The sequence below is a fragment of the Tistrella sp. genome (assembly GCF_002684955.1).
Lineage (GTDB): Bacteria > Pseudomonadota > Alphaproteobacteria > Tistrellales > Tistrellaceae > Tistrella > Tistrella mobilis.
The window spans coordinates 92,126-118,582 of sequence record NZ_NYWI01000051.1 but is presented as its reverse complement, the minus strand read 5'-3'; the positions used below and the strand labels follow the sequence as shown (position 1 = coordinate 118,582).

Below are 26,457 nucleotides of genomic sequence, written 5' to 3'. Positions count from 1 at the left end.
TTTCCGTCGTCCACATTCTGTCCGCTCCCATTTCCTCTGGCGCGGCATAGAATCACAACGGATTCACCGGATTCAATAACCTTCCGGACGGGCTCTCAGGTGTCATCGTCTGGCCTGCCCGCCGCCGCAGCGTGTGGGACGCGATCCTGGCGGGCTGTCTCTGGCTGTTCACGCTGACCTTCGCCAGCAAGCCGGTCGCCGCCATCCTGCTCGGATCGGGGGCGACGGCACGCGACTATGCCTCCAGCCACTATGCGATCTATTCGCAGGCGGCCTCGGGGCTCATCGCGCTCGGCTGCGGCATCGCGCTCATGGCCGTGGTGATCCGGGATCTGCGGGTCCGGCTGAAACGCGATCTGGTGACCGACGCCCCGACCGGCCTGCCGAACCGCCGGGGCTTCCTGGCCGGGCTGCAGACCCGGATGGATAGCGCTCCGGCCGGGGATCTGCTGATCGTCTGCGAGACCGGCTGGCGGGCGGCACCGCATGACCGGATCACGGCCCTGCGCCAGGCCCTGCCGCCCACAGCGCTGCTGGGGCGGATCGACCCGCAGCGTCTTGCGGTGCTGCTGCCGGGCGAGACGGACCCCGACCGATCGGCGATCGTCCGGGGGATGATCCGCGACCTGTCGGGCGCCGGACATGATGGCGGCCTGGGAGAGGTGAGGCTTGCGGCAGGCGAGGATGCCGCCGCGGCGCTGGCCCGTGCCGAAGGCAGCCTGTTCCTGGATGCCGAGTTGCGCAAGGGGCGCCGCGGCCCGGCGCCGCAGCCCTGACGCCTTGTTCAGCGCTCTGTCAGCGCCATTTCGCGCAGCTTGACCACCGGCTTCAGCAGATAGTCCAGCACGGTGCGCCGCCCGGTCAGAATGTCGACCTGGGCGACCATGCCGGGAATGATCTCGAGCGGATGGCCATCGGGGGCGGTCAGCGCCGCGCCGGTGGTGCGGACCTTGACCAGATAGCTGCTGGAGCCGTCTTCCTTGACCACCGCATCGGCGCCGATGGTCTCCACCTCGGCATCCAGCATGCCATAGACCGAATAGTCATAGGCGGTCAGCTTCACCCGCGCCGGCTGGCCCGGATGCAGGAAGGCGATGTCGGCGGGCTTGACTTCGGCATCGATCAGCAGGGTGTCTTCGACCGGCACGATCTCGGCCAGCGGCTGGCCGGGGGTGGCGACACCGCCCTCGGTGGTGACCAGCACCCGGTTGACGATGCCCTTGACCGGCGAGCGCACCTCTGTCCGGCGGACCTTGTCGACCAGTGCGGGCAGCTGTTCGACCAGCCGGTCGTGGTCCAGCTTGGCGGTGGCCAGTTCCTCGATCGCGCGGGTGCGGAAGCGTTCGCGGGTGGTGCGGCGCTGCTGCTCCACCTCGTCGATCGCGGCATCGGCCCGGGCAACCGCAAGCCGGCCGGCCTCGATCGCGCCCTCGGCCTCGGCCAGGCGCTGTTCGGCGCGGATCCGCTCCAGCTTCGGGGCCAGGCCGCGGGCGACCAGCGGGCCCAGCACGTCCAGCTCTTCCGCCGCCAGCGCACGCCTGCGACCGGCGGAGTCGAGGGCGGCGCGGGCCTCGTTCAGCGCCTCCTGCCGCTGGCGGGACTGGGCGTCGACCATGGCGAGGCTGGCCGCCAGTTCGGCGGCCCGCGCGGCATGAATGCTGCGCTCGACCTCGATCATCTCGGCCGGCAGGTCGGGCGCGAAGGCCGGGGCCTCGAAGCGCGCCTCTGCGGCCAGACGGGCAAGCCGCGCGCGCGCCGCCAGGAAGTCGGTGCGGCTCTGCTCGTAATCGGCGCCGAACTGGGTCGAATCCAGCCGGATCAGCAGGTCGCCCGGCTCCACCCGGTCGCCGGCCATGACCGCGATTTCAGAGACGATGCCGCCTTCCAGATTCTGGGCCACCTGCACCCGTTTCGACGGCACCACCTTGCCGTCGCCGCGGGTGATCTGGTCCAGTTCGGCGACGGCCGCCCAGGTGATCAGCGTAAAAACCGCCAGACAGACGGTGACGATGATGATGCCCGGCACCGCCGAACGGCGCGGCGGCGCCTCGCCGGGAAACAGGTCGGCGACCGGATCAATCTGCATGGCCACGGAGACCTCGCCGGACGGTTGGGGTTTCACGAAGATTGGCCGGGGCCGCCCCGTCTGCGGGGGCCTGAAGTGCGGCCAGCACCTCGGCCTTGGGGCCGTCGGCCACCACCCGGCCCTGATCGAGCACGATCACCCGGTCGACCAGTTCCAGCATCGACATGCGATGGGTGACCAGGATCAGGGTCCGGTCGCCCAGATGCGGTTTCAGCCGCTTCACGAACAGCGTTTCCGAGCGCACATCCATGGATGCGGTCGGCTCGTCCATCACCAGCACCCGCGCGGGCGAGACCAGGGCGCGGGCCAGCGCGATCGCCTGGCGCTGACCGCCGGAGAGCCCCTCGCCCCGCTCGCCCAGCATCAGGTCGTAGCCATCGGTCATGCCGCCGATGAAATCATGGACACCGGCGACGCCGGCGGCCGCCAGCATGCGTTCGTCCGAGGGCTCGTCCGCCCCCATCAGGATGTTGTCGCGGACCGAGCCGCTGAACAGCGGCGTGTCCTGCAGCACCGCGGCGACATGGCGGCGCAGCTCGTCCGGATGCAACTGGCGCAGATCCACGTCATCCAGCAGCACCGTGCCTTCCGACGGCGCATAAAGCCCCGAGGCCAGGCGGACGATGGTGCTCTTGCCCGAGCCGATCCGCCCCAGCACCGCCACCTTTTCGCCCGGCTGAATGATGAAGCCGGCACGGGTCAGCGCCGGCTGGCGGCCGCGGGGATAGGTGAAGGAAACGCCGCGGAAGGTCATCCGCCCCTCGACCGTCTGGCGGGTCAGGTAGCGCCGGCCCGGCTCCACCGTCGCCGGCAGGCGCATCAGCCGGTCGATCGCCCGATAGCTCTGGGCGACGTGGTTGAGACGGGTCAGCAGGGTCGCGATCTGGGCCAGCGGCGCCAATGCCCGGCCGCAGAGGATCACGCTCGCGATCAGCGCGCCGATGCTGACCGTGCCCTCACGCACCAGGAAGACGCCGGCGAAGACGATGGCGACCTGGGCGCCCTGCTGCACGAAGCTCGCCAGGTTGACCGCCAGCTGGCTCCAGAACCGGCTTTTGGACTGGATGCCGGCCTGAAGCTCCACCGCATCGCGCCAGCGCCCGGCCATGATCCGCTCGGCCCTGGCCCCCTTCACGCCTTCAAGCGAGCCCACCGTTTCGACCAGCACGCCATGTTTGGTCTGGGCAGCCTTGTGGCCCTCGCGCGCGGCACGCGCCAGCATCGGCTGGACGGCGAGCCCCGCCAGGATCACCAGCGGCACCGCCAGCGCCGGCACCCAGACCAGCGGCCCGCCGATCATCAGGATCACGCCCAGGAACAGAAGGACGAACGGCAGATCGACGAAGGCGGCGAGACTGGCCGAGGTCAGGAAGTCCCGCAGAGATTCGAATTCGCGCACCGTGGCGGCGAAGGCGCCGGACGATCCGGCGCGATGCTCCAGCGGAATGCGCAGCACATGGCCGAAGACCCGGCGGCCGATCCGCTCGTCGGCGGTCTGGCCGGCGACGTCGATCACATGGCTGCGCAGCATCTTGAGCAGGAAGTCGAAGACCAGCACCAGCACCATGCCCAGCGTCAGCGCCACCAGCGACTCGACCGCGTCATTGGGGATGACGCGGTCATAGATCGTCATGATGAACAGCGACGAGCCCAGCGCGAACAGGTTGATCACCGCTGCGGCAAGCGCGATCTGGCCGAAGGCCGGCCATTCCCGGCGGACCCCGCTCCAGAACCAGTGGCCGGGGCGCCGGCCCGGATGGACGGCCGCGGCCGTCCCGTCATCGTCGATGCCTGCGGTCATTCGTCATCTCCCTGACGGGCGAGGCTGAGCAGGCCGACGGCCCCGCCCAGGGCACCGCTCGCCTCCAGCAGCCGCCAATGGGCGCGTTCGGCCTCGACCCGCCCGGACACCAGGCGCGCCGCGGCAAGGTGGTAGTCGCGTTCGACCTCGATCAGGTCGAGCAGGTCGCGCTGCCCGGCTTCGAACTCGTCGCGGAAGATCGCGCGGGCGTGCTCATTGGCCTCCAGCGCGCTCATCAGCGCGCCCAGCTCGGCATCCCGGGCGGCACGAACCGCCACGGCCGCCGAAACGTCGCGGGTCAGCATGCGGCGGATGCGGGCGGTATCGGCCTCGGCCGCGCGCATCGCGGCGCGGGCCTGGGCCTGACGGCCGTCGCGGGCGCCGCCGTCATAGAGCGGCAGGCTGACCACCACCCGCCCGACCAGATCGCTTTCGCGGCCGTCCTCGAAAACGTCATAACGCCGGCCCTGCACCTGCAGGCTGAGTTCCGGCCAGTCTTCGGCATCGGCGGCGTCGACATCGAAGCGCGCGGCGCGCTCGGCGTCGCGGCGGGCTGCCAGCGCCGGGCTCGTGCCGTCGATCAGCCCGATCGCCTCCTGCACCTCGCGCGGGGCGTCGGGCCGGGGCGGCAGGATCAGCCCCGCCGGCGGTTCCTGGCCATAGAGTTCCAGATAGGCTTCGGCGGCGGTGTCGAGCGCCCGGCTCTGCGCGGCCTCGGTCGCCAGCGCCTCGGACAGCCGGGCGGCGATGCGCAGCCCATCGCCGCGGGTGCCGCCGCCCAGATCCAGACGCTCGGCGATCCGGGCTTCGAGCGCGCGATAGGCATCGGCCTCGGCACGGGCGAGATCGAGCCGGGTGCGCGCCTCCAGCACGTCCAGATGGGCAATCACCGCATCGCGGATCAGCAGGGCCGCCTCGTCCCGGTCTTCGTTACGGGCGGCGGAGACCCGGGCGCGGGCGCCGTCGATCCGGTCGAAGGTGGCCCCGCCGTCATAGAGCAGCTGGCGCGCGGTCAGCACCACATCGCTGCGGTCGTCGGAGCTGCGGATCCGGCTGTCGAGCGTGTCGACGCCGTGATCGGCCAGCCGGCGCGAGGTATCGAGGCCGATATCGACCGCGGGATACTGGCCGGCACGGGTTTCCCCCAGCCGGCCGCGGGCGGCATCGATCCGGGCCGCCGCCACCGCGCGGCGCGGATGATCGGCGGCAACGGTCAGCAGCCGGTCGCGAAAGCGCGCCCAGTCGTCCGGCGCAAGGGCGACCGGCACCGGCGCGTCGCGGAAGGCGCCGGGCAGCGGCAGCGGCGGCAGCACGGGCATGCCCGGCAGGGCCGGCTCCGCCGCCGGCGCCGTCTCGTCGACCATGGCGGATGCAAGACCCGCATCGAGGGTGAAGACCGCCGCCGCCGCGGCGCCGGCCAGCACCACCCGCCTCAGGGTGGCGCCGGCCGGGCTGCGGCGGCGGGGATGGTTCGGGGTGAAGGGAAACAGTGCCGGGGCACTCCGGTGGCAGGTGGGTCGGAAGGCAGGTGGATCAGGCGGCAGCCGGGGTGCCGAGGGCATCGTCCAGATCGTCGCGCCAGGCGGGCGCTGCATCGAAGACGAAATCCCCGGCGCCGAGGTTGCCGGCATCGATGCCGGCCAGGGTCAGATGGCCGGTCACGGCACCGCCGCCGGCCCCGGTCAGCCCGTCCAGATCGATCACCGCATTGCCGTCCACCGTCTGGGCGCGGCCCAGCACGTCTTCGATGGTCAGCAGGGCACCATCGGCACCGCGCAGGTCACCGAGATCGATCAGATCGCCCTCGATCCGCGAGAAATCGGCGATGGTGACGTCCAGATCGAGCGCGCCGTCCGCCTCTCGCGGGGCGATGATGAACCGGTCGGCCTCGGACCCGCCGAACAGGTCCACCGCCTCGCCGGCCTGATGGGCGGCGACGATCCGGTCGGCGCCGGAACCGCCCGCCAGCCGGTCGGCACCGGCCTCACCCACGATCAGATCGGCACCCGCCCCGCCGAAGACGGTGTCGTCGCCGGCACCGGGCAGGATGATGTCGGCACCGGCGCCGCCATCGATGGTCTCGGCCCCACCGGTGCCGAGCAGCAGATCGTCACCATCTGTCGCCCGCCAGGCCGGCACGTCGACCAGCACCAGGCCCTCGGCCTGATGGCCGGCGGCATCCTCGACCACATAGGTGAAGGCGGCGGTGCCGTGGAAATCGAGCGCAGGGGTGATGGTGATCGCGCCGGTCTCGGGGTCGAGGGTCACGACCAGTTCGCCCGCCATGCTCTCGGGCACACCGACCGAGACCAGTTTGAGCGCGCCGCCCGCGGCATCCAGCGTGATGTCGTTGGCAAGCGGATGGTCGTCATCGCCCGCCTCGACCACCAGGCTCTCACCGCGCGCGACCACGAAGAGATCGGCACCGGCCACCAGCTGCGCATCCGGATCGGCGACATCCGGCAGCACATCGGCGAGACGGGTGATCAGATCGTCGAGCCCGTCGCCATAGCGCTCGGCGAGCCGGTCCAGCGCCGAGGCATCGGCCGTATCGCCGGCAAGCGCCGCGATTTCCTCGGGCAGGACATATTCCGCCAGCAGCGCGGTCGCCCGCGCGGTGGAGGACAGGGGATCGGCCGCCATCTCGCTCGACAGCCGGTCGTTGACCGCGGCCAGCGCATCGGCCAGACGGGTGATGTCGGCGGTATCGGCATCGGTTCCGGCAGCACCCGCCAGCAGATCGCCGATCAAGGCGCTGTCGGTGAGGTCGAGCGGGTCGCCGGTCTCGATCTCGGCGCCCAGCAGGTCGAGCGCCCGGTCAGCGGCCGCCATGTCGGTGACGCCGTCCTGGATCGCCTGCAGTGCCGCCAGCGTCGCATAGACCATGTGACCCTGGGCGAGCACATCGCGGGCAAGGGCATCTTCGGCCCCGCCCAGCGCCGCCAGCGGATCGAAGGTCGCAAGGTTCGTGCCCTCGGGCAGGCCCAGCGCCTTCAGCAGTTCCGCGGCATCGCCGGTCTCTACCAGCAGCGTGGTCAGGGGTGTGACGACCTCGGCGCCTTCCGGTGCCATCAGCCGGCCCATCACCGCGCCGGTGGTGGTGTCGATGCCGCCCTCGGTGACGATCTGGCCGTCGCGGCCGTCGATCTTCACCCGGCCATCGGCATCGGAGACGTCGCCCTTCTCACCCTCGTCGCGAATGCGGTCGCCATCGGCATCGAGGAAGGCCTCGGCACCGGCGATCTGGTCCTTGACCAGCCGGGCCTCGGTGGCGCCGGCCGAGGGCAGCGGGCCGTCATTGTCGGACGAGCACGCGGCGAGCGCCAGGGCGGCGAGTGCGACACCGCCCAGGCCCGTGCCGCGGTTTTCGATGAAGCGCATCAGCCGCCGGCGCAGCTGGCGACGCAATGCGCCATGGGCCGCCGCATCGGCGACAGGTGCGGTGGCATTCAGGAAGCCGGCCCCGGACAGGGGTGCGGCACCGGGGAGCCGAAGCTCCCCGGTGCCGTCGTCCAGGCCCAGATCCGCGAGAGACGGGATCGTGGCGAAGGTCATCTCGTGCCCCCCGCTCACGCCGCCGCCGCCGCGGCGACCAGATCCTCGTCGAAGGCGCCGTTCGAGAAGACGAACATGCCCGCATCCAGATCCGCCGCATCGAAGCCCGCGATGGTCAGCGAGCCTGCAACCGCCTCGCCACCGGTGGTGGTGAGGCCATCGAGCGCGATCACCGCATTGCCGTCGACCGTCTCGGCCATGCCGACCACGTCGTCCAGCGTCAGCACCGCACCATCGGCACCGCGCAGGCCCGACAGGTCGATCATGTCGCCTTCGATGGTCGAGAAGTCGGCGATGATGCCCTCGACATCGATGCCCTCGTCGTCGCCGGCCGAGAGGCCGAAGACGTCGGCGCCCGAGCCGCCGAACATCACCACCGTCTCACCGGCCTGATGGCCGGCGGCGATGACGTCCGCGCCCGAACCACCCGCGAGGTTGTCCTCACCAGCATCGTCATAGAGCTGGTCGTCGCCAGCACCACCCAGCAGGGTGTCGTTGCCGGCGCCGCCCGCGATCATGTCGTCGCCGGCACCGCCGTCGAGAACGTCGTCACCGGCACCGCCCGCGACCTTGTCGGCGCGGCTGCCGAAGTCGATCTCGTCATTCGAAGCCGACAGGGTCAGCACGCCGTCTTCCACCGTGAAGGCGCGATCGCCGAAGGCGATGACATCGGCCTGGACCCGGGTCTGCGCGCCGGTCTCCAGATCGGTGATCACATAGGCCGGGGCGTCGGCATCGAAGGCCGCATCCCCCGCCGCCAGCAGGCGGTTGTAGAGCGAGATGTCGAAGGCGTTCATCGTGGTGATCTCGATCTCGGACGGGTCGAGGTCGAGCATCACGGTGTCGCGGCCTGCGCCGCCGATCGCGATGTCGGCACCGCTGCCGGTCGAGATCATGTCGTCGCCGCCGACGCCGACGATGATGTCGTCACCGGCCGCACCCGCCATATGGGCGTCGCCGCCCTCAACCGCCTGGAAGCGGTCGTCACCCGCGCCGCCTTCGGCCGCACCGACGATCTCGACGGTGACGGTCGAGCTGTCGGTATTGCCGGCCTCGTCGGTCGCCACGATCTCGAAGCTGTCGGTGGTGACCTCACCCGGATCGAGCGCGCCCAGCACCGCCGCATCGGCCTGGTAGGTGTAGCGGCCGTTGTCGTCGATCTCCACCGTGCCCTTCTCGGGGCCTTCGCCGGCCGAGAACACCGGCAGGTCGCCGTTCAGGTCGACGGCCAGCGGTGCTTCGATGTTGTAGAGGCTGGTGGTGCCGCTCACCTCGTTGGCGACGATCAGCTTGGCGACGCCGTCAGCCGAGTCGGCTGCCGCGATGTAGAGCACGCCTTCGGGGCTGACATCGCCCTCGCTGCGGATCATGTCGAGGAAGGTGACGTTCTCGGGGTCGGTGATGTCGAACACCATCACCGCGCTCGAACGCTCAAGGCCGATGAAGGCCAGCGTGCTGGCGCCGTAGTGGCCGACGGTGACACCCTCGGGCTCGGGGCCCTTGTTGTCCGAGCGGCTGTCGTCCCAGAGTTCCGGATAGCGGGCGGCGATGATCTTCTCGATCGAGGCGCCGCTGTCGAAGACCATCTCGCCCTTGTCGTTCAGGATCGAGAAGGACCGCGCACCATAGGCATAAAGGGCGTCGTAATCGCCATCGCCGTCGGTGTCGCCCAGTTCCTTGGTGACGGTCAGCCGGCCGAGATTGTCATCGGCCTGCAGCGCGTCGGCATCCGGGAAGGCGGTCGGGTCGAGATCCAGATCCTTGACCCGCTCTTCCTCGGCATAATCGCCCCATTCGCGGGCATCGCCCTCGTTGGCGATGACCAGATAGGTGCTGCCATCGGCGCCGGCATAGGACGCGATCGAATCCGGCATATACATGCCGAAGACCGGGTGGTTGGCGATGTTGATGCCGTCGTCACGATCCGAGGCGTCGAACTCGTTGCCGGCCAGCGAATGGTCCTTGTAGCCGAGCGGCACGATCTCGGTCACGACCGGCGCATCGCCCGACAGGTCGACGATGGCGATCGCGTTGTTTTCCTGCAGGGTGACATAGGCGGTCTGGCCATCGGGCGCGACCGCGATGTATTCCGGCTCCAGATCCTGGGCGACCGTCGAGCCCGGGCCGAAGATCCGCACGCCGGCATCGCGCAGCGCGTCGATCTGGTCGTTGAACTGGGTGAAGCCGGCGGTCTGGACGGTGCCCGAGGCAAGGTCGATCACGCTGATCGAGCCTTCCGGATCACCGACGGTGTAGTCCTCGGGCTCGCCCTCGTTGGCGACCAGGATCTTCGTACCATCCGGGGTGAAGGTCACCATGTCGGGCAGCGAACCGACCGTGTAGCGGCCGATCTCGGCGCCGTCGGTATCCATGACCACCACGGTGCCGGGCTGGGTCTTGTCTTCGGCGCCGACCGCGACCGCGACCATCCCGTTCTTGACCGAGACCGAATTGGCGCCGCCGAGCGACGACAGGTCCACACCACCCAGAACCGTGCCGGTCGCGGCGTCGATGATGTCGACACCATTGGGGCCGACCGCGAAGACACGGTTGCTGGCCTTGTCATAGGCGACGATTTCCGAGGCACCGGCGGTCGTGTCGGCGCTGCTGGTGGTCCAGACGTTATGCGCGATCACCGAGCCCTCGGCGACATCGTCGCCCGAGACGGTGATGCTGCGGTCGGCCGCGACCGGGCGGCTCTCGATATCGGTCTGCACCGCAAGGTCGACGATGCGGGTATCGTTCGAAACCGGCGTCTCGGCCTCGCCGAAGGCGGTGCCGCCATTGTCGACATTGTGCTCGTCGAGCAGGTATTCGGCGAGCGCATCCTGCTCGCTGCCCGGGGCCGCGAAGCTCGCATCACCGGCCGCGACGTTGTTCTCGTCCAGCGCCACGACATTGGCGAAGTCGGGATCGGCCTCGGCGAATTCCGCGAAGGGATAGCCGTCGCCGCCTTCCTGCATGAAGCCCAGCGTCACGACCCGGATCGGCCGCGAGGCATCGCCCTGCACCTCACCGCCCGAGACGATGGTGTCGACCACCTCGCCCGCCTCGTTGACGATCTGCAGCGTCTCGATGCGGTCGCCCGCGGCGCGCTCGGGATTGAAGGCGAAGGTCATGCCGCCCACCTGGGCGAACTGGCCAGGGGTGGCGCCGTTGCCGCTGGCGGCGACCGCATGTTCCATCACCGCCTTCAGCTGGGCGGCGGTCAGGGTCTGCATCGACAGCGTGTTGTTGAAGCGCAGCGCATTCTCGATGTCGAGCTGCGAGATGTCGCCCGCGTCCTTGCCGGCCACCGGGTTGGCCTGGGGCGGCAGGGCGGACACCTGGCCGGTCGCATCGTCGACCACGACCTCGCCGATGCCGGCGCGGATGCCGCCGCCATTCTTGATCGAGACCATCACGGTGTCGTCGCCCTCACGCGCCGCCGCCAGATTGGCATCGGCCGAGAGATTGCCCAGATTGGTTTCCTGGGTGCGGACATCGGCGCGGTCGCCATCGAGATAGACATCGGTCTGACCGAGGATGTTGCCATCCTTCTCGACCACCACGGCCTCGACCGCGTCGACCAGATCGTCGACCAGATCGCCCTTGGTGCCCTCGGCGAAGGCAGCGTCCAGATCACCGTCCCAGGCAGCAGCGACATTCTCTTCGGTGCTCGCGACCGGGCCGTTATCCGGGTTGGTGAGGCTCTCCGCGACCACCTTGCCCTCGTCGTCGAATTCGACGATCAGGCGGCCCAGATAAGAATACTCGCCATCGGTCGAGACCACGACCGCGGTATCGCCATCGGCATTGGTGGTGACGACCGGATAACCGGCGACCGCCTCGTCGCCCGGGTTCAGCACGTCGTCTTCGTTGGCGAGGATGGTGTCGGAACCGCCGGCGATGACCACGTCCACGCCGTGCAGCAGCTTCACCAGCGCCTCTTCAAGCGCGATCTGCTGCATGTGGCTGACCAGCACGACCTTGTTCACGCCCTGGGCGATCACATCGTCGATGACCGGCTGCAGCACCCTGGCCAGCGCCGCCATGTCGTTCTGATCGGTGCCGATGGTATCGACGCCGCCAGGCGAAGAAATGGTGCCGAGGATCGGGGTGGTGGCACCGACCACGCCGACGGTCTCGACGATGCCGGTCTCGGGGTCGGTCACCTCGATCAGGGTCGCCGGCGCGATCTTGGGCGCGGTGGTCGAGGTCGCCGACTGCTCGGGGCCCGTCGCGAAGGCATCCGAGGTCAGGATCTCGCCGGTATAGAGACCGCGCAGGCTCGAATCGCCCGAGAAGTCCAGATTGGCCGAGAGATAGGGGAACTGGGTGCCGACCCAGCCGTCATCGGCGACGCCGTCGGCCGCACCGAAATTCGGGGTCAGCAGACCACCGACCGTGCCGGTGCCGAGGTCAAACTCGTGATTGCCGAAGGCCGAGGCATCGAAGCCGATCACGTTCATGATCGAGATGTCGACCCGGCCGGCGCCGGCGCCGAGACCGGCATAACCCTCGCCATCCGCCAGGTCGTAAAGGTCGTTATAGACCTGATCCAGCACGCCGCTTGCGCCGAAGGACGGGTCGGCGGCCGCGTTGAAGAACGGGCCCGACAGATAGTTGTCGCCGGCGGACAGGGTGATCGAATAGGCGTAGTCGTCTTCGAAGGCATCGACCAGCGCCGCAAAATTCGCGGCACGACCGATGGCATCGACGCCACCCTCAAGGTCAGAGGCGTGCAGGATCTGGAGCTGCATGAACCGTATCTCCGGCTTGCGGACCGGTGCGGGGGATCGCCGTCACCGGGTCCGTTTCTGTCGGGAAATTCTGGACGGGTGCGACGCCGCGCATGCTTTCGCCTGAAGCCCTGCGCGGCGCCCAGGTGTGGAAGATGCCCAAGGAAAGTTGCAGCTTCGGGACAGGATCGTTAAATCCGTGCCCGCCGGCGAACATCATGCAGCGGGTTTCATCCCTGCGCGGTGCCGGGGGCCGCAGCGGCAGCCGCCGTCTCGGCCAGCTTGCGATCGCCGGCGGCGATACCCGCCTGCACCAGGCGCTGGGCGACGCCGGCGAACTGGCGTTCCGCCCGCAGGAACGCTTCCACCGGCATGATCAGCATGCCGGTGGGCGCCAGTTTCGGCCGGCCGTCGGCGTCGGCATCGTCGAACACCGCACGCGCAAGCTCGATGCGTACGACGCCGCCGGCCAGGCGGATGGTGCCGAAACCGTCGATGAAGATGTCCTGGTCGAGCATGGGTCTGCTCCTGAAACGGGCCGGGACCTGCGATATCCCGGAACGGCCGGCACACTAGCCGCCGCCGGTAACCGTTTCATGACAGATCCCAAGTGGAGCAGATGAGATCTGATACCCATCCCCAGGCGCGCAGATGACTCCACCATTCGGGGAGTTTCATGATACTCAATGGTTAGAAAGGTTGACGTATCGGGGCCTTCGGCGCCAGAATTCAAAGATTACGCACTCCAGAACAGAGCGGCCCGTGACAACGAGGCCGCCAGCCTGCGACGACAGGTTTCACCGGAACACGAGGAGGAGACGAAAATGACCGAGAGGGACGCCACCGCCACCGACGAGCTGGAGCCTGCCGCCACCGAGGCCGAAGGCACCACCGACACCACGGCGGCCACCGATACCGCGGCAGCCGACGGTGCCGACACCGTCGAAGCCGATGCCCTTGAAGCCGACGCTCTTGAAGATTTCGATCTCGAAGACGTCGAGATCATCGAAAGCAAGGTTTTCGCCTGACCGGCCGACACGGCCCGCGCGACGCCGCCCCCGCTGCTCCGCGATCCGTCCCGGCCGGACACCGGCCCGCTCCGACATGACGACGACAGGATCCGGCCGTGCTCTTGCGCATACCGCGCAGGCACGGAGCGCTCTCGTTATGTCCGCCGACCGGCCGGTGCACCCCCGTGACCCCCGGTGTAAATTCCCGCGTCGCTGCCGCCCCGTCGCATGACCGGCCATTTCCGAATGAGCCAGGATCCGGACCTTTTGTCTCCGGATCATCAGGGGATGGACATGCCCGATACCATGATCGCCCGCACCGCCACCGCGGCCTCTGCGGGCTTCGGCGCGAAGCCGACCCTCCGCGTCGGTCTCGTCGCCTATAACTGGGAAGCCGACACCTCGCTCGCGCTGTGGAACCTGGTGACCTATGCCCGGCGCACGCCCGCGATCGCCGAGCGTGTCACCTTCGTCGAACACTGTGCCGCCACGCCCAAATCCCTGATGGATGAAGAGGCGCAGCTGTTCTTCCTGCTGAAATGGCAGGAGACCCACAATTTCGACGTGGTCGGCTTCTCCTGCTATATCTGGAACATCAAATTCGTGCTGCGCGCCGCCAAGGCGATCAAGGAGCTGTGGCCGCAGACGGTGGTGATCTTCGGCGGCCAGCAGATCCGCGGGTCTTATGTGCCCTTCGTCTTCGACCGCGAGCGCTGCGCCGATATCTGCGTCTGCAACGAGGCAGAGGTCACCTTCCGCGACCTGCTGAATTCCTTCCTCGACGGCAGCCCGAAGCTCTCGACCGTGGGCGGCATCGCCTATATGGCGCCCGACGGCAACACCGACGACTTCCTGATCTTCGACGGCAGCGGCCGCGTGCCCGCGGGCACGGCCTATCACGAGACCGCCGAGGCCGCGCTGATCGAAGACATCAACGACATCCCCTCGCCTTATCTGGGCGGGATCGAGCTGCCCCATGGCGGTGCCTTCCTCTACGAAGCCTCGCGCGGCTGCCCCTATCGCTGTTCCTTCTGCATCTGGGGCGAGAGCAAGGGCGTGCGCGAATACGAGATGGAGCGGGTGGAGGCAGAGCTTCACAACATCCTCTCGCATCATCCGTCGCACATCATGTTCTGCGACGGCACCTTCAACATGCGCAAGGAACGCGCGGCCCGGATCCTGGAAATCCTGGTCGAGCATCTGCGCGACGGCCGGGTCCAGCCCTTCAGCCTGCTGCTGGAGCTGAAGCTCGAAATCATCGACGACAACCTGGCCCGGGTGATGGACGAGCTGGTGCGGCTGAACCCGCTGGTCACCTTCGAATTCGGCCTGCAGAGCGCCAGCCAGGAAGCGGCGAAGCTGATGCGCCGCCCCTTCACCGAAGACCGCTTCCGCCGCGCCTGGAACCGGCTGTCGGACAAGCTGAAATCCTCGGCGATCATCGACTGCATCTACGGCCTGCCGGGCGACGGCATCCCGCAATTCATGCAGACGGTGGATTTCTGCTACTCGCTGAGCCCGCACCGCATCCAGGCCTTCCGGCTCTCGATCCTGCCCGGCTCGGAATTCGAGCGGCAGGCCCAGGAGCACGAGATCCGCTATATGCGAGAACCGAACCACATGGTCTACGAGACCAAATGGCTCAATCTCGACCAGATGGCCTGGGTGGAGACCTTCGGCTTTGCGGTGGCCGACCTCTATCACTTCCACGGCACCACCATCAAATGCCTGCTGGCCATGAAGGATCAGCTGGGTGTCGACGGCTTCAGCGACCTGATCCGCCGCTTCGTCGACTGGGCGGGCCGCGACCGGATCCTGGGCAGCATCTATGCCGGCAACCGGCCGGAGGGACGCTGGCGGGCGATCGACCTGTCGAAACCCTTCGAGCAGTTCATCCAGACCCGGCTTCTGCCCGATGCCGGCATCACCGATCCGTCGATCCGCGACCGGCTGCACGACCTGTTCCGCTACGAGGTGACCATGGGCCGCGTGGCCGTGGGCGGGCTTGCCGAAACGCCGCTGCCGGCGCTGTCGGCCGGCGGCGGGGCGGGGGAACTCGCCATCCGGGTGGAGCTGATGCACAGCCGCTTCGACATTCCGGGCTTCATCATGGGGGCCCATGGTCGCGGCGACATCGACATCATGGATATGGACGAAACGGACAGTTACGTCGCCTTCACCCAGAAGGCCGGCCATCAGGGGGTTCTGGTGCCGATCTCCTACCGGATCAGCGGCCGCATGGCCGGGCTGATCGAGGCGGCGCGGCGCGACACCGCGGCCGGCGCCGGGCTGGCGCCGGTGCTCTCCAAGCTGGTGAAGATCGGCATCGTCGCCGAAGCGACCGGCAGCTGAGGCATCGCATCGCTCGTATTGCACTCCGGGTTCGGATGGATCAACCTCGGGTTATCCATCCAACCCGCGCCGGAGCCGCCCCCGTGCCGCCCATCGAACCACCCTCGCTCGACTTCGTCTGGCCGGTCGTGACCTTCGCGATCGTGGCCCTGCTGTCACCCGGCCCCAACACCGTGCTGCTCACCACTTCGGGCGCCAGCTTCGGCTTCCGGCGCAGTCTGCCGGCGATGGCCGGCATCTGCTTCGGGGCCCCCCTGCTGATCCTGGCGGTGGGGCTGGGCTTGGGCGCCATTCTTGAAACCGTGCCCGCAACCCGGATCGCGATCGAGGTGATCGGTGTCGCCTACATGCTCTGGCTCGCCTGGAAGATCGCGAGCGCCGAGCCCAAGGGGCTGGACCAGAACCTGAAACAGGCCGAGGGCAGGCCGGTGGGCGCGCTCCAGGCGGCCCTGCTGCAATGGGTCAACCCCAAGGTCTGGACGATGGCGGTCGCGACCATGGGGGCCTATGGCGCGGCGGCCAACAACCCCACCGTTCAGGCGGTGATCATCGCGCTGATCTTCTTTCTGGTCTGCGTGCCGGCCGCGGTGATCTGGACCGGCTTCGGCGTCGCGGTCCGCCGGCTGCTTGCGACGAGGCGGGCGGTCAGGATCTTCAACACCGTCATGGCGGTCCTGCTGGTCGCCTCTCTCATTCCCATCGTGGCGGGCTGACGCTGCAGCGCAGCCAGGCCTTCCCAGGATCAACCTCCCCGGGATCAACCCTTAAGGACTCCCCGATGGACAAGCCCGCACCGCTCGGCGTCGGCCTGCAGTACAATCCCGAAATCCTCGACTGGTTTCCGTTCGAAACCCAGCCGGTCGACCTGTTCGAGATACTGCTGGATGCGATCATGGGGCCGCTCGACAGCCCCTGGATCTTCCGCCCGGGCCAGGAGCGGCGCATGCAGGCGCTGGGTGCCGCGAAGCCGCTGCTCGCCCATTCCAATTACGGGTGCGAATTCGGCTTCGGCCGGCTGGAAGACACGCCCGCCGTGCGCCGCCATGTGGCGCTGGCCCGGGCGATCAACAGCCCCTGGGTCGGCGATCACTGCTTCTACGGCGACGCCTCCTGGCTCGACATCTGGTCCAGCCCGGTTCAGTTCTCCTCCCCCGAACTCGTCCGGGTCGCCGACCGGGCGCGGCGGCTGCAGGAGATCTACGGCATGCCGCTGGCGCATGAAAATGCGGCCTATTACATGCCGACCCCGGGGGCCATGATGCGCGAGGCGGAATTCATGGCCCGTCTGGTCGATCGCGCCGGCACCTGGCTGCATCTCGACCTGCACAACGTCTATACCAATTCGGTCAATCTGGCCGGCTACGACGCCGAGGATTATCTCGCGACCATCCCGCTCGACCGGGTGGTCTGCATCCATCTGGCCGGCGGATCCTGGTATGACGGGCTCTACCACGACTGGCATGACAGCACGGTGCCCGAACCGGTCTGGGCGATGCTCGACCAGGTGCTGTCCCGGGCCCTGCCTTCGGCCGTGATCCTGGAATTCCAGGGCCGCGCCCATCATCCCCAGACCCGGGAACTGGGCGGGGCGGAAGACGAGGCGATGATCGCTGCCGATCTGGCCCGCGCCAAGGCGGCCTGGGATGCGGCCGCGCGCCGCCATGGCGTGGTGCCGCCGGTTCGGGAGATCGCGTGATGACGGCCATGACCCCGCCCGCCGCCCCCATCCCCGGTGCCGGGCTGCCCGCCGCCACGGTCTATGCCACCTGGCGGCGGATCCTGCGCGAAGCGCCGCTGGCCGAGGCGATGTTCGATCCCGCGATCGACGATCGGACGCTGGGCCGCCGCTTCGGCCTGGACGATGACGGCGTGGCCACGGTACGTGCCTATGCCGCGACACCCAAGCCGACGCGCATGTTCATTCTGAACTACCGCTTCCGCATGACCGGATCGGTGCAGAACGCGCTGGAAACGGCGGCACCGCTGACCATGCGGGCGCTGAAGGGCAAGGGGCTGGACCTGCGCGAGCTGGCCGAAGGCTTCCTCGAAGCCGATCGCTGGCAGGATGACGGCCCCTTCGTCGTGGGCTATTGCGCCCGGATCCTGGACCATCTGGCCGCCCATCCCGCGACCGAGGCCCCGGCAGGGCTGCGCGCCCTGATCGCGCTCGACCGCGCCACGGCCGGGCTGCTGATGCGGCTTGCCGATGCGCCGCCGCAACCGGCGGTGCCCGCAGGGCATGTCGGCCTCACCGGCCGCGCAGTGGCCGTCACCACTGCCCACGATCTGGCCCCCTGGCTGCGCAATTCTGCGACGCTGGGCCGCGAGGATCTGCCGGCGCGGCCGGCCGCCTATCTGGTCGCCATGCCCGATCTGGCCGCCGCGCCCAAGGTCTCGGCGCTGCCACCGCGGGGGGCCCTGATGCTGGCGGCCCTGGAAGAAGGACCGCTCAGCCCCGCGGCACTCACCCGGCGGCTTGGCGGTGCCGGCCCGCAGGATGCGGCCCTGCTGGGCAAGCTGGCCGAACGCGGCGCGGTGGTGGGGGCATGACGGTCGCGACCCGCCCGGCCCCATCCGCCACCCGTCTCGCCACCGCAGATCAGGTCGCCACCACAGACCAGGCATCCGCTGGCGACCTGCCCGCCATCGACTGGTTTCCGCTGTTCTGGATGCGTGGCGCCGGTTTCGGCTTCGCCCGGCTGCGGCGCGCCTGTCTGGACGCGGACATTCTGGCCATGATCGATGATCCGGCCGTCACGCCCGATACCCGCGCCGCCGCCTTCGCTCCTGCCGCGGCCGATGCCCGGCGACGGCTGGTTGCGGCGCTCGGCGATGCCATGGCGGAAGAGGCGCTGTTTCTGTCCAACCGCGACGCGCCGGCGCGCATCGCCGAACTTGCGGCCGAAAACCTGGATCAGCCGCGCAAGCGCGCCCGCCAGAAGCTGCGTCTGGCCTGGAGCTATCTGCAGCGCTTCGCGGCCAAGAACGACACCGCGAGCTTTTTCGGCCCCGTCGCCTGGGGGCGGATCGATCCCCGATCCGAAACCGCGCTGCAGGTGACCGGCGATCCGGACCGGGTGATCGGCGACCGGATCACGGTGATCGAACACTGGGTGGCCGAGGCCCTGGCCGAAGCGGTGGCCGCCGATCCGGCGCTGGCGGGGCAGCTGCCGCTGATCCTCAACCCCGGTTGCACGCTGGATGATGCGGGCCGGCTGCACCTGCCGGTCGATCGCAGCACCCCCCTGCCCGCCCGGGTCGCCGCGGTGGTGCGCGCGGCCATGCGGCTGGGGCCTGCGCGGCCCGCCGAGCTTGCCGCCGCCGCAGCGACCGGGGACGCGGCCGCCGCCATCGACATGCTGGTCGGCCGGCGGGTGCTGCTGCCGGCGCTGACGCCCGCGCCCGGCAGCCGCCGGCCGCTCGATCATCTGGCAGGACTTCTGGGGCGGATCGGCACTCCGGCCGCCGACCTCTGGCTGGATCGCATCGCCGCGATCGAGGCCGGTGCCCGCGATTTCGCCGCCGCGGCCGGGCGGCCACGCGACCGGCTGGCGATCCTGGACCGGCTGCACGCCCTGCTGGCCGCCGCCGGCGCCGACCGCGAGCGCGACCACGGCCGGATGTATGTCGGCCGTCAGCCGGTCTACGAAGATTGCGCCCGGGCGGGCAATGTCGTTCTGGGCGGGCCGTTCCTCAAGGCCGCCGAACCGGATCTGGCCCCGGTGCTGAACCTGTACCGGCGGGTGGCGACGGCCGCGGCCATGCTGATCGCCGATGGTCAGGCACAGGCCTTCGACCGGCTGGTGCATGACGGCGCCGCCGATGCCGGGGGAACGGTCGATCTGGTCCGCCTGCTGGCCGCCACCCCCTCGGCCGATCTCGCGACCGCCGCGGTGGCGGTGATCGAGCCGGTGCTGCGCCAGGCCTGGGACCGGCTGGCCATCGATGCCGCCACAGACGAAATCGCCCTCACCCCGGTCGATATCGCACATGTCGGCGACGCGGTGGAAACCGCCGTCCGCCGCCTGCTGCCGCATGCGCCCCGGCCGGTCACCCTCGGCCTCGACATCGCCTCGCCCGATCTGATGATTGCGGCGGCAAGCCCCGCGGCGATCATCCGCGGCGACTGGCGGCTGGTGATCGGCGAGGTGCACCCGGCGGTCGCCACCGCCGTGCAGCCGGTGGCCATGCCCTTCTGCCCCGATCCGGACCGGGCGGCCGATCTGGCGGCCGGCTGGGCGCTGGCGGATGCCGCCAGGCCGGCGCGGCTGGGCCTGGCCGATGACGGCCGGCATTACCAGCGTTCGCATATCGACTGGCCCGAACACCCCGGCTTCATCGACATCGCCCTGCCCGGCGATGCCGCGACCGGCCCGCGCCGGCGCATCCGGGCGGCGGAGGTCCGGGTCCGGCGCGCGGCGGACGGCACGCTGCGCGTCCAAAGCCGCTGCGGACAGGATGACGACCTGGGCACGCTGACCCGCACGGCCCTGCACCGGGCGATGTTCACGCTCGCCTCTGCGGTGACCGGGCGGCATCTGGCGCCGCGGCTGGTACTGGGCCGGCTGGTGGTCAAGCGGCGAAGCTGGCGGATCAGAGCCGGCGACCCTCGCCCCGGCGGCAAGCCGGCCGAGGATGCCGAGGCCTTCCGGGCCATGCGCCGCTGGGCGCGGGATCTGGGCCTGCCGCCGGCGATCTTCGCCAAAGCGCCCGGAGAGCCAAAACCGGTCTGCATCCTGCTCGATGCCCCTCAGGGGGCGGAAATGCTCGCCCGGCTATTCGACCGCGACGAGCCGATCGATCTGGCTGAAATGTCGCCGGGTCCGGACGAGCTGTGGCTCGATGCCGGCCCGGAAGGCCGGGTGACGGCAGAATTCCGCCTCAGCACCCGGCTTCGCCCGGCAGCCCCCAGGAAAGACCCGGCATGACGACGCTGACCGCGCCTGAGATCGACACAACGGCCGCTGAGAGCGCCGGCGCCGCGATCGCCCGCGGCTGTTTTCCCGCCCGGTTCGAACATGCCGAGATCACCGATCCCACCCGCGGCCGGCGGATCGAAATCACCGATCCCGCGGGCGATGGCCATTGGGTGCTGGGCCCGGCCGAATTCGAAGTCGCCCGGGTCTTCGACGGGCAGTCGAGTTTCAACGCCCTGTCCGCCCGGCTGGCGGCGCGCGGCATTCGCGCCGATGCGACCAAGCTGATGCGGTTCGAAACCAAGCTTCTGGGCCTGGGCCTGCTGGAGATCGACGGCCGCGGCAACCGCGCCCGCGACCCTTTCACCGGCTTCGATTTCGCCCTGCTCCACCATCTGGTCATCCAGCGGCTGGGTGTGGTCCACCCCGAACCGCTGCTCGACCGGCTGCTGTCCTGGCCGCGCGCGGTGCGGATGGGGCTGTTGGGGGTGGTCACCCTGGCCGCACTGGCAACCCCGGCGCTGCTGGTCGTGATGGGCGGGCGCTTCCTTGACGAGGCATCGGCGACGCTGACCGGCTGGATGCTGCCGCTGCTCTATCTCGTGACGCTGGCCAGCGGTTTCCTGCACGAAGGCGGCCATGCGCTTGCCTGCAGGGCCCTTGGCGTCAGGGTGCGCGAGACCGGGTTCGCGATCTATTTCCTGATGCCCTTCGCCTGGACCCGCCCCGACCGGCGCGACTGGGAGGCGCTGGCCATGGGGTCACGCATGGTCGCGATCCTGGCCGGCCCCTTCGCCAGCCAGGCCCTGGCCGGGCTGGGGCTGGCGGCGATGATGGCCGCCCCCATGGGCAGTCCGCTGCATTCGGGCGGCGTGATCCTGGCTGCCGCCGGGCTGTTCGGCGCCACCGTCACCCTGCTGCCGGTGCTGAACGGCGATGGCTATCTGATGCTGGTCGAGGTGCTGCGCCTGCCCAATCTGCGCCGCCGGGCCTTCGATCATCTGCGCCGGGCGGTCGGGCTGCCGGCCCCTGCCCTGCCGGCATCGCTGCCCGCCGGACGCGGGCCGCTGCTGCTGGCCGTCGCCTTCGGCACCATCCTCGGCTGGGCGGGGATCTGGGTCGGCATGGCCTGGTGGCTGGGCGGCATGATGCTGGAGTTGATCCGATGACCGCCCCTTCTCCTGCCAACCCCGCCACCTATGGCAGCCGAGCCCACTGGGACGGCGTCCATGCCCTGCTGGAGGATCGGGCCCTGCTGGAGGACCGGGGCTCCATCCGACCAAAAGCGGCAGGCGCCCTGCTCGACCACATGGCGGCGGTGGCCGATCGTCTGGCCGGGGCCGACGGGGTGGTGATGGATCTGGGGGCGGGCCAGGGGGCGCTCGCACGCGCCCTGGCGCAGCCGGCCCTGACGAATCCAGGTCGCCTGGTGATCGCCAGCGACATCGCGGCCGGCCCTCTGGCGGCCATCCGGGCGCCGGGCATTGCCGGGCTCGTCGCCGATGCCGCGCGGCCGGCGCTGAAGCCGGGTGTGGTTGATCTGATCACCTGCCTGCGCGGCCTCTGGACCCTGCCCGATCCGGCAGGGGTGCTGACCGCGATGGCCGGGCTGCTGGCGCCCGGCGGCCATATTCTGGTGCAGCTCTGGGACAGGCCGGCCCGCTGCCGGCTGATCGGCACCGGGGCCGCCTTGCTCGGCAAGGTGCTGCCCGATCTCACCCGCCCCGCCGGCGAGGCGGGCCCCTTCGACATCGATCCGGACGGGCTGGCGGCGCTCGCCGCCCCGGCCGGGCTGGAGCTGGTCGCGATCGAGGATGGCGCCGCCACCGCCGGGATCGGCGATGCCGCCGGCTATTGGCGCGAATTCGACGCCCTGGCGGAAACTGCCGCTGCGGCCCGGCTGCGCGCCCCAGCCGCCCTGCAGGCCAGGCTGGATGCCGCCCTGCCTGGCGTGCTGGACCGGGTTCTGCCGCGCGGCGACGATGCCGCCGTCTGGCAGGCGCCGATCGCCTGGCATCTCTGCACCCTGGCGCCGCGCATGGCGCCGGAACCGGTCACACAGACGGGCTGATCCCCGGCGGGCTGATCCCCGGCGAGCTGACGCCCCCCGCCGCAATGGTCTTCGCCAGCTGACGGTCCATCGCGGCCAGCAGATCGGATCTGAGGGCGTCGAGTTCCGCCAGCGCCCGGGTGAACTGCTGGCCGGTCCGGGCGATCTGGGCCGCGGCATCATCCCGCGTCGCCGCATCGCCATCGCGGCAGGCAAGCGCATGGGCCAGTTCGGCATCGCCGCGGGCATGGTCGATGCGCCCGATCCGGGCATCGAGTTCGCCGAGACGGTCCTGAAGGGTGGCGGCTGCGGGATCGTCCACATCCTGCAGTGCGCGGACCGCCTCGATCATCCGCACCCGGGCGGTGGTATGGCTGCAAGCCAGGCGCTGGCGGCGCACCGGCATCGGACAGAGCCCCGCGCGCACCACCCCGTTCGGCAGGTCGGAGGGCAGCGGCGTCTGCCCGTCTACCGCCCGCAGCACCCGTTCATGGACCATCCCGCAATCGACGATGCGGGCAGCGGCGATTTCGGCGCGCAGCCCCTCCAGCCGCGTCTGCGGCGGAAGGGACTGCAGGACCGAAAGGTCAGGGACGACGGGTGCGGCAGGATGCAAGCAGAACCCCTCCGGCGTTGGCGTCAGGCGGTGGCGGCGGCCGCGCGCAGCCGTTCGACCGGCCGTTCGCGGATCAGGATATGCAGCAGGGCCGAGATCAGGCCCAGCCCGACCGACAGCCACCAGACCGGATCGTAAGACCCGACCATGTCGAAGATCCGCCCGGCGAGCCACGAGCCCAGGAAGCCGCCCACCTGATGGCCCATGAACACCAGGCCGAACAGGGTGGACAGATAGACCGGCCCGAACATATGCGCCACCAGCCCGCTGGTCAGCGGCACGGTGCCGAGCCAGGTAAGGCCCAGCAGGAAGGACATGGTGATGACCAGGGTGGGCGACAGCGGCAGCAGCAGGAACCCCAGGAAGATGAACGCCCGGATGGTGTAAAGCAGCGCCAGCGCGTCCTTTTTCTGGATCACTGTGCCCAGCTTGGCGAAGCCATAAGTGCCGAAGATGTTGCCGAGCCCCACGGCGGTGAGTGCCGCGGTCGCCACCCAGGGCTCCAGCCCGCGATCCGCGGCATAGGCCGGCAGATGCACGCTGATGAAGGCGAGGTGAAAGCCGCAGACGAAGAAGCCGGCATTCAGCAGCCAGAAGCCAGGGGTGCTGAAGGCCTCGCGCACCGCCTCGCCCAGGGTCTGGCGCGAGACGATCGGGTCGCCGGCCTTCGACGCCCCCATCAGCCCGAGCGCCAGCGGCACCATCAGCGCCGAGGTGATGCCCAGGATCACCAGGCTCCACCACCAGCCGGCGGCATCGGTCAGCCCATGGGCATAGGGCAGCGCCACGAACTGGCCGAGCGACGAGCCCAGGCTGGCCAGCGCCAGCGCCGAGGCGCGGAAGCGTTCGGGTGCCGCGCGTCCCACCGCACCCAGGATGACGGTGAAGCCCGCGCCGCTCAACCCGATGCCGATCAGGATGCCGGCACCGGCGAGTTCGAGTTCCGAGCCCGAAAAGGCAAGCCAGACCACGCCCACGGCATAAACTGCGCCGCCGGCGAGCCCCACGGCCATGGGGCCGCGCTTGTCGGCCAGCACGCCGGCGAACGGCGCGAACAGGCCCCACATCAGATTCATCAGCCCCAGCGACAGCGCATAGGCTTCGCGCCCGGTACCGATCGCCTCGCTGACGGGGGTGAGATACAGGCCCAGGCTCTGCCGGACCCCCATGGACAGGGCCAGGATGCAGCCTGCCGAAATCACGATCAGGGCGAGCGACCGGGGCATCCGCCCGTCATCGCCGCCTCTGGACACACCGCCTGCGGTGCCGCGCGCCACGCTCATGGCGTCGTCTCCTCCACACGGGCCCGGATCCCCGGCCCGGCCGGCCCCAGCCGGCCAGGTCCGCTGATCGGGCTCTGGCTCTCCGGTGTTCCAGGCGGCATGGCGTCTTCTGGTCCTGCCCTGTCGAGCCGGCGCCATGTTTCTCATTGCTTCTTGGGGCGCAGTATCGCGCGAAGCCGGGTGCGCTTCAATGGTCGAATGTGGTTGTAAAATACGCACGCACGACGCGCAGCAGCGCAACCGGCCTCCGCAGGCGGGTCCGATCAGGCGAACAGGCTCTCGTCTTCGGCCCCCAGCGATTCGACCGCCAGGCCGTCGGCCCCGGCGGTGAAGATGGTGACCGAGGCCGGGCGAGGGCGGAATTCCAGCACCCGGTCACTGCCGCGGGCATGGCCGACCAGCACGTTAATCGGCACGAAATGCGACACCACGACCACCAGCCCCGACAGGCCCCGGGCCGCCTCTACCACGCCGGCCGCCCAGGCGCGCTGTGCCGCCGGCATGTCGCCCCAGCCGCGCCCCAGCCAGTCCTTGATGTCGGCCGCGCGGGAGACGACCGGCTGACCGTCGGTCCAGGGGATCTCGGCAAAGGCGGGCGCGGGTTCGGGCGCAAGCCCCAGCGCCGCACCGATGATGGTCGCGGTCTCGGTGGTGCGCGCCAGCGGGCTCGCCAGCAGCCGGGGCCGCTGGTCTGCAAGCAGCGCTGCCAGATGCGCCGCGGTTTCCGCCGCCTCGTCGCGGCCGCGCGGCGCCAGCGGCGGGTCGCGCAGCTCTTCGGTCATGCGGGTGGCGGTGCCGTGGCGAACGAAAAGCAGGCGTGTGGTCTGGCTGGTCATCTGGCGGGCTCCCGGGCGTTTCCGTATCTGTTATGGCGCCAGCCTGCCTGCGCTTTGATGACGCTTGCAACCCCGGGGATGCACAAGCGGGCCGGAACCTGCCGATCCGTCAGGATTGCCGCCGCCGTTCAATCATAGGATGATGGCCTGTGCCGACCGCCCATCCCCCATCGGAGGCCCTTGTTCCATGCCCTCTTCCGCCCCTCTGAACCGACGCCTGCTGCTGGCCGGGCTTGCCGCCCTGCCCCTGGCTCTTGCCGCCGGCCGCCACCCTGCCCTGGCCCAGTCTGCCGACGATCAGGCCGGGCACGGCAATCCCGATGCCGCCGGGCTGTGGCGGACGATCGACGACGAAACCGGCAAGCCGCGGTCTCTGGTCAGAATTTTTGAGCGGGACGGCCGCTGGTACGGCCGGATCGAAAAACTCTTCCGCGAGCCGGGCGAGGATCCGGATCCCGTCTGCCATGAATGCACCGACACCCGCGCCGGGCAGAAGATCACCGGTATGGAAATCCTGACCGGGCTGGTCCGCGACGGCCTGGCTTACGAGGGGGGCGAAATCCTCGACCCCAAGAACGGCGAGATCTACGACGCGAAGATGACGCTCTCGCCCGACGGCAACACGCTGGAGGTCCGCGGCTTCATCGGCCTGTCGCTGTTCGGCCGCAGCCAGACGTGGATCCGGGAGGGCTAGGCCCGGATCCGCGACGGCTAAGCGTGGATCCGCGAAGGCTAAGCCTCAGCGACCAGCGGCCCGTACACGTCGGTGCGGGCCAGCGCATGGCGACGGCGGATCCTGTCGGCCATGACGCCGATCGCCACATAGAGCGCCGCCCAGGACGGCGTCACGTCCGGCGGCGGCTTCAGGCCGTCGGTCATCGACAGCATCCGGTCAAGTTCCCGCTCGATCTCCGCCTGGCCCGCCTGGATGCCCCGGATCATGTCGGCCAGCATCGGGCTGCCGCCCAGGCGGATCAGCGGGTGCACGATCCCCGCCTCGGTGCGCAGCTGGTCGATCAGCAGGGTCCTGACCCGGATCAGTGCCGCCACCAGCCCCGCCGGGTGGCGCGGATCGTCGCGCGCAACGGTCGCCACCGTCTCGGCCAGCCCGATCAGATCGGGCAGCTGGTCGTGAACCAGCGACTGGCCGTCGGCCACCAGCGCCGCCAGGACCGAGTCACGATCTGGCATGCCCTGCCTCCCCTCGACACCCTCGTCCTGGACAGGAATG

General features: G+C 69.7%; 21 protein-coding genes. 10 read left to right on the top strand and 11 right to left on the bottom strand.

Annotated features, from left to right (window positions below; genetic code table 11):
• Positions 1-131: 131 nt before the first annotated feature.
• On the top strand, positions 132-776 hold the full coding sequence (locus CMO28_RS17120; protein WP_296715497.1) for a GGDEF domain-containing protein: 645 nt from the start codon (positions 132-134) through the stop codon (positions 774-776).
• 8 nt (positions 777-784) lie between these two features.
• On the opposite strand, the gene CMO28_RS17115 is transcribed toward CMO28_RS17120, so the two are convergent.
• The 7 genes from CMO28_RS17115 to CMO28_RS17085 are packed head-to-tail and all read right to left on the bottom strand — an operon-like array spanning position 785 to position 12,681.
• A complete protein-coding gene (locus CMO28_RS17115) occupies positions 785-2,086 on the bottom strand; it encodes an HlyD family type I secretion periplasmic adaptor subunit (protein WP_296715503.1) in 1,302 nt (433 codons plus the stop codon).
• The gene (locus tag CMO28_RS17110) at positions 2,076-3,887 is read right to left on the bottom strand and encodes a type I secretion system permease/ATPase (RefSeq protein WP_296715495.1); all 1,812 of its coding nucleotides are present in this window, start codon (positions 3,885-3,887) and stop codon (positions 2,076-2,078) included. The genes CMO28_RS17115 and CMO28_RS17110 overlap by 11 nt, the downstream gene beginning before the upstream one ends.
• A complete protein-coding gene (locus CMO28_RS17105; protein ID WP_296715493.1) occupies positions 3,884-5,482 on the bottom strand; it encodes a TolC family protein in 1,599 nt (532 codons plus the stop codon). Before CMO28_RS17105 ends, CMO28_RS17110 begins: the two co-directional genes overlap by 4 nt.
• Positions 5,421-7,442, bottom strand: a complete 2,022-nt coding sequence (locus CMO28_RS17100; RefSeq protein WP_296715491.1) for an Ig-like domain-containing protein — start codon at positions 7,440-7,442, stop codon at positions 5,421-5,423. The genes CMO28_RS17105 and CMO28_RS17100 overlap by 62 nt, the downstream gene beginning before the upstream one ends.
• A gap of 14 nt (positions 7,443-7,456) precedes the next feature.
• Complete coding sequence (locus CMO28_RS17095; RefSeq protein WP_296715489.1) at positions 7,457-12,184, bottom strand: choice-of-anchor I family protein; 4,728 nt, start codon at positions 12,182-12,184, stop codon at positions 7,457-7,459.
• Positions 12,156-12,383 (bottom strand): hypothetical protein, encoded by a 228-nt coding sequence (locus CMO28_RS17090; protein ID WP_296715488.1) that lies wholly within the window; start codon positions 12,381-12,383, stop codon positions 12,156-12,158. The genes CMO28_RS17095 and CMO28_RS17090 overlap by 29 nt, the downstream gene beginning before the upstream one ends.
• A gap of 10 nt (positions 12,384-12,393) precedes the next feature.
• Positions 12,394-12,681, bottom strand: coding sequence for a hypothetical protein (locus tag CMO28_RS17085; RefSeq protein WP_296715486.1), 288 nt, complete (start codon positions 12,679-12,681; stop codon positions 12,394-12,396).
• A 306-nt stretch (positions 12,682-12,987) separates the two neighbouring features.
• On the opposite strand from CMO28_RS17085, the gene CMO28_RS17080 reads away from it, so the two are divergent.
• The 8 genes from CMO28_RS17080 to CMO28_RS17045 all read left to right on the top strand — a co-directional run bounded on the left by CMO28_RS17080 (position 12,988) and on the right by CMO28_RS17045 (position 22,512).
• Positions 12,988-13,191 (top strand): hypothetical protein, encoded by a 204-nt coding sequence (locus tag CMO28_RS17080; RefSeq protein ID WP_296715484.1) that lies wholly within the window; start codon positions 12,988-12,990, stop codon positions 13,189-13,191.
• 270 nt (positions 13,192-13,461) lie between these two features.
• A complete protein-coding gene (locus tag CMO28_RS17075) occupies positions 13,462-15,525 on the top strand; it encodes a B12-binding domain-containing radical SAM protein (protein ID WP_231889549.1) in 2,064 nt (687 codons plus the stop codon).
• Positions 15,526-15,608: 83 nt separating this feature from the next.
• Positions 15,609-16,238 carry a LysE family translocator gene (locus CMO28_RS17070; RefSeq protein WP_014744576.1) on the top strand — a complete coding sequence of 210 codons (630 nt, stop codon included), beginning with the start codon at positions 15,609-15,611 and terminating at the stop codon, positions 16,236-16,238.
• Positions 16,239-16,303: 65 nt separating this feature from the next.
• Positions 16,304-17,221, top strand: coding sequence for a DUF692 domain-containing protein (locus CMO28_RS17065; RefSeq protein ID WP_296715479.1), 918 nt, complete (start codon positions 16,304-16,306; stop codon positions 17,219-17,221).
• Positions 17,221-18,075: a hypothetical protein gene (locus tag CMO28_RS17060; protein ID WP_296715477.1), complete on the top strand. Its 855-nt coding sequence runs from the start codon at positions 17,221-17,223 to the stop codon at positions 18,073-18,075. Before CMO28_RS17065 ends, CMO28_RS17060 begins: the two co-directional genes overlap by 1 nt.
• Positions 18,072-20,453, top strand: coding sequence for a lantibiotic dehydratase (locus CMO28_RS17055; RefSeq protein WP_296715476.1), 2,382 nt, complete (start codon positions 18,072-18,074; stop codon positions 20,451-20,453). Before CMO28_RS17060 ends, CMO28_RS17055 begins: the two co-directional genes overlap by 4 nt.
• The gene (locus tag CMO28_RS17050) at positions 20,450-21,610 is read left to right on the top strand and encodes a M50 family metallopeptidase (protein WP_296715474.1); all 1,161 of its coding nucleotides are present in this window, start codon (positions 20,450-20,452) and stop codon (positions 21,608-21,610) included. Before CMO28_RS17055 ends, CMO28_RS17050 begins: the two co-directional genes overlap by 4 nt.
• Positions 21,607-22,512, top strand: coding sequence for a class I SAM-dependent methyltransferase (locus tag CMO28_RS17045; RefSeq protein ID WP_296715472.1), 906 nt, complete (start codon positions 21,607-21,609; stop codon positions 22,510-22,512). The genes CMO28_RS17050 and CMO28_RS17045 overlap by 4 nt, the downstream gene beginning before the upstream one ends.
• Here CMO28_RS17045 and CMO28_RS17040 read toward each other — a convergent pair.
• From CMO28_RS17040 to CMO28_RS17030, 3 genes are all read right to left on the bottom strand, one after another.
• Positions 22,496-23,107, bottom strand: a complete 612-nt coding sequence (locus CMO28_RS17040) for a hypothetical protein (RefSeq protein WP_296715471.1) — start codon at positions 23,105-23,107, stop codon at positions 22,496-22,498. The two genes, CMO28_RS17045 and CMO28_RS17040, sit on opposite strands and share 17 nt — an antisense overlap.
• 23 nt (positions 23,108-23,130) lie before the next feature.
• Complete coding sequence (locus CMO28_RS17035; protein WP_296715469.1) at positions 23,131-24,390, bottom strand: MFS transporter; 1,260 nt, start codon at positions 24,388-24,390, stop codon at positions 23,131-23,133.
• Positions 24,391-24,653: 263 nt separating this feature from the next.
• Entirely contained in the window at positions 24,654-25,226 is a 573-nt protein-coding gene (locus CMO28_RS17030) for a histidine phosphatase family protein (RefSeq protein ID WP_296715468.1), read from the bottom strand.
• Between the two features lie 187 nt (positions 25,227-25,413).
• Here CMO28_RS17030 and CMO28_RS17025 point away from each other — a divergent pair, with 187 nt between their 5' ends.
• A complete protein-coding gene (locus CMO28_RS17025) occupies positions 25,414-25,920 on the top strand; it encodes a DUF2147 domain-containing protein (RefSeq protein ID WP_296715466.1) in 507 nt (168 codons plus the stop codon).
• Positions 25,921-25,958: 38 nt separating this feature from the next.
• Here CMO28_RS17025 and CMO28_RS17020 read toward each other — a convergent pair whose 3' ends face one another.
• A complete protein-coding gene (locus tag CMO28_RS17020; RefSeq protein WP_296715465.1) occupies positions 25,959-26,417 on the bottom strand; it encodes a hypothetical protein in 459 nt (152 codons plus the stop codon).
• Positions 26,418-26,457: the final 40 nt, after the last annotated feature.

Coding starts and splice junctions, on each gene's coding strand:
- CMO28_RS17090 (WP_296715488.1), bottom strand. CDS start 12,383: ATGATGTTCGCCGGCGGGCACGGATTTAACGATCCTGTCCCGAAGCTG.
- CMO28_RS17100 (WP_296715491.1), bottom strand. CDS start 7,442: ATGACCTTCGCCACGATCCCGTCTCTCGCGGATCTGGGCCTGGACGAC.
- CMO28_RS17105 (WP_296715493.1), bottom strand. CDS start 5,482: ATGCAGCGCCCGCCTGGCGCGACGATCTGGACGATGCCCTCGGCACCC.
- CMO28_RS17060 (WP_296715477.1), top strand. CDS start 17,221: ATGACGGCCATGACCCCGCCCGCCGCCCCCATCCCCGGTGCCGGGCTG.
- CMO28_RS17050 (WP_296715474.1), top strand. CDS start 20,450: ATGACGACGCTGACCGCGCCTGAGATCGACACAACGGCCGCTGAGAGC.
- CMO28_RS17030 (WP_296715468.1), bottom strand. CDS start 25,226: ATGACCAGCCAGACCACACGCCTGCTTTTCGTTCGCCACGGCACCGCC.
- CMO28_RS17020 (WP_296715465.1), bottom strand. CDS start 26,417: ATGCCAGATCGTGACTCGGTCCTGGCGGCGCTGGTGGCCGACGGCCAG.
- CMO28_RS17095 (WP_296715489.1), bottom strand. CDS start 12,184: ATGCAGCTCCAGATCCTGCACGCCTCTGACCTTGAGGGTGGCGTCGAT.
- CMO28_RS17075 (WP_231889549.1), top strand. CDS start 13,462: ATGGACATGCCCGATACCATGATCGCCCGCACCGCCACCGCGGCCTCT.
- CMO28_RS17035 (WP_296715469.1), bottom strand. CDS start 24,390: ATGAGCGTGGCGCGCGGCACCGCAGGCGGTGTGTCCAGAGGCGGCGAT.
- CMO28_RS17065 (WP_296715479.1), top strand. CDS start 16,304: ATGGACAAGCCCGCACCGCTCGGCGTCGGCCTGCAGTACAATCCCGAA.
- CMO28_RS17025 (WP_296715466.1), top strand. CDS start 25,414: ATGCCCTCTTCCGCCCCTCTGAACCGACGCCTGCTGCTGGCCGGGCTT.
- CMO28_RS17085 (WP_296715486.1), bottom strand. CDS start 12,681: ATGCTCGACCAGGACATCTTCATCGACGGTTTCGGCACCATCCGCCTG.
- CMO28_RS17055 (WP_296715476.1), top strand. CDS start 18,072: ATGACGGTCGCGACCCGCCCGGCCCCATCCGCCACCCGTCTCGCCACC.
- CMO28_RS17080 (WP_296715484.1), top strand. CDS start 12,988: ATGACCGAGAGGGACGCCACCGCCACCGACGAGCTGGAGCCTGCCGCC.
- CMO28_RS17115 (WP_296715503.1), bottom strand. CDS start 2,086: ATGCAGATTGATCCGGTCGCCGACCTGTTTCCCGGCGAGGCGCCGCCG.
- CMO28_RS17110 (WP_296715495.1), bottom strand. CDS start 3,887: ATGACCGCAGGCATCGACGATGACGGGACGGCCGCGGCCGTCCATCCG.
- CMO28_RS17045 (WP_296715472.1), top strand. CDS start 21,607: ATGACCGCCCCTTCTCCTGCCAACCCCGCCACCTATGGCAGCCGAGCC.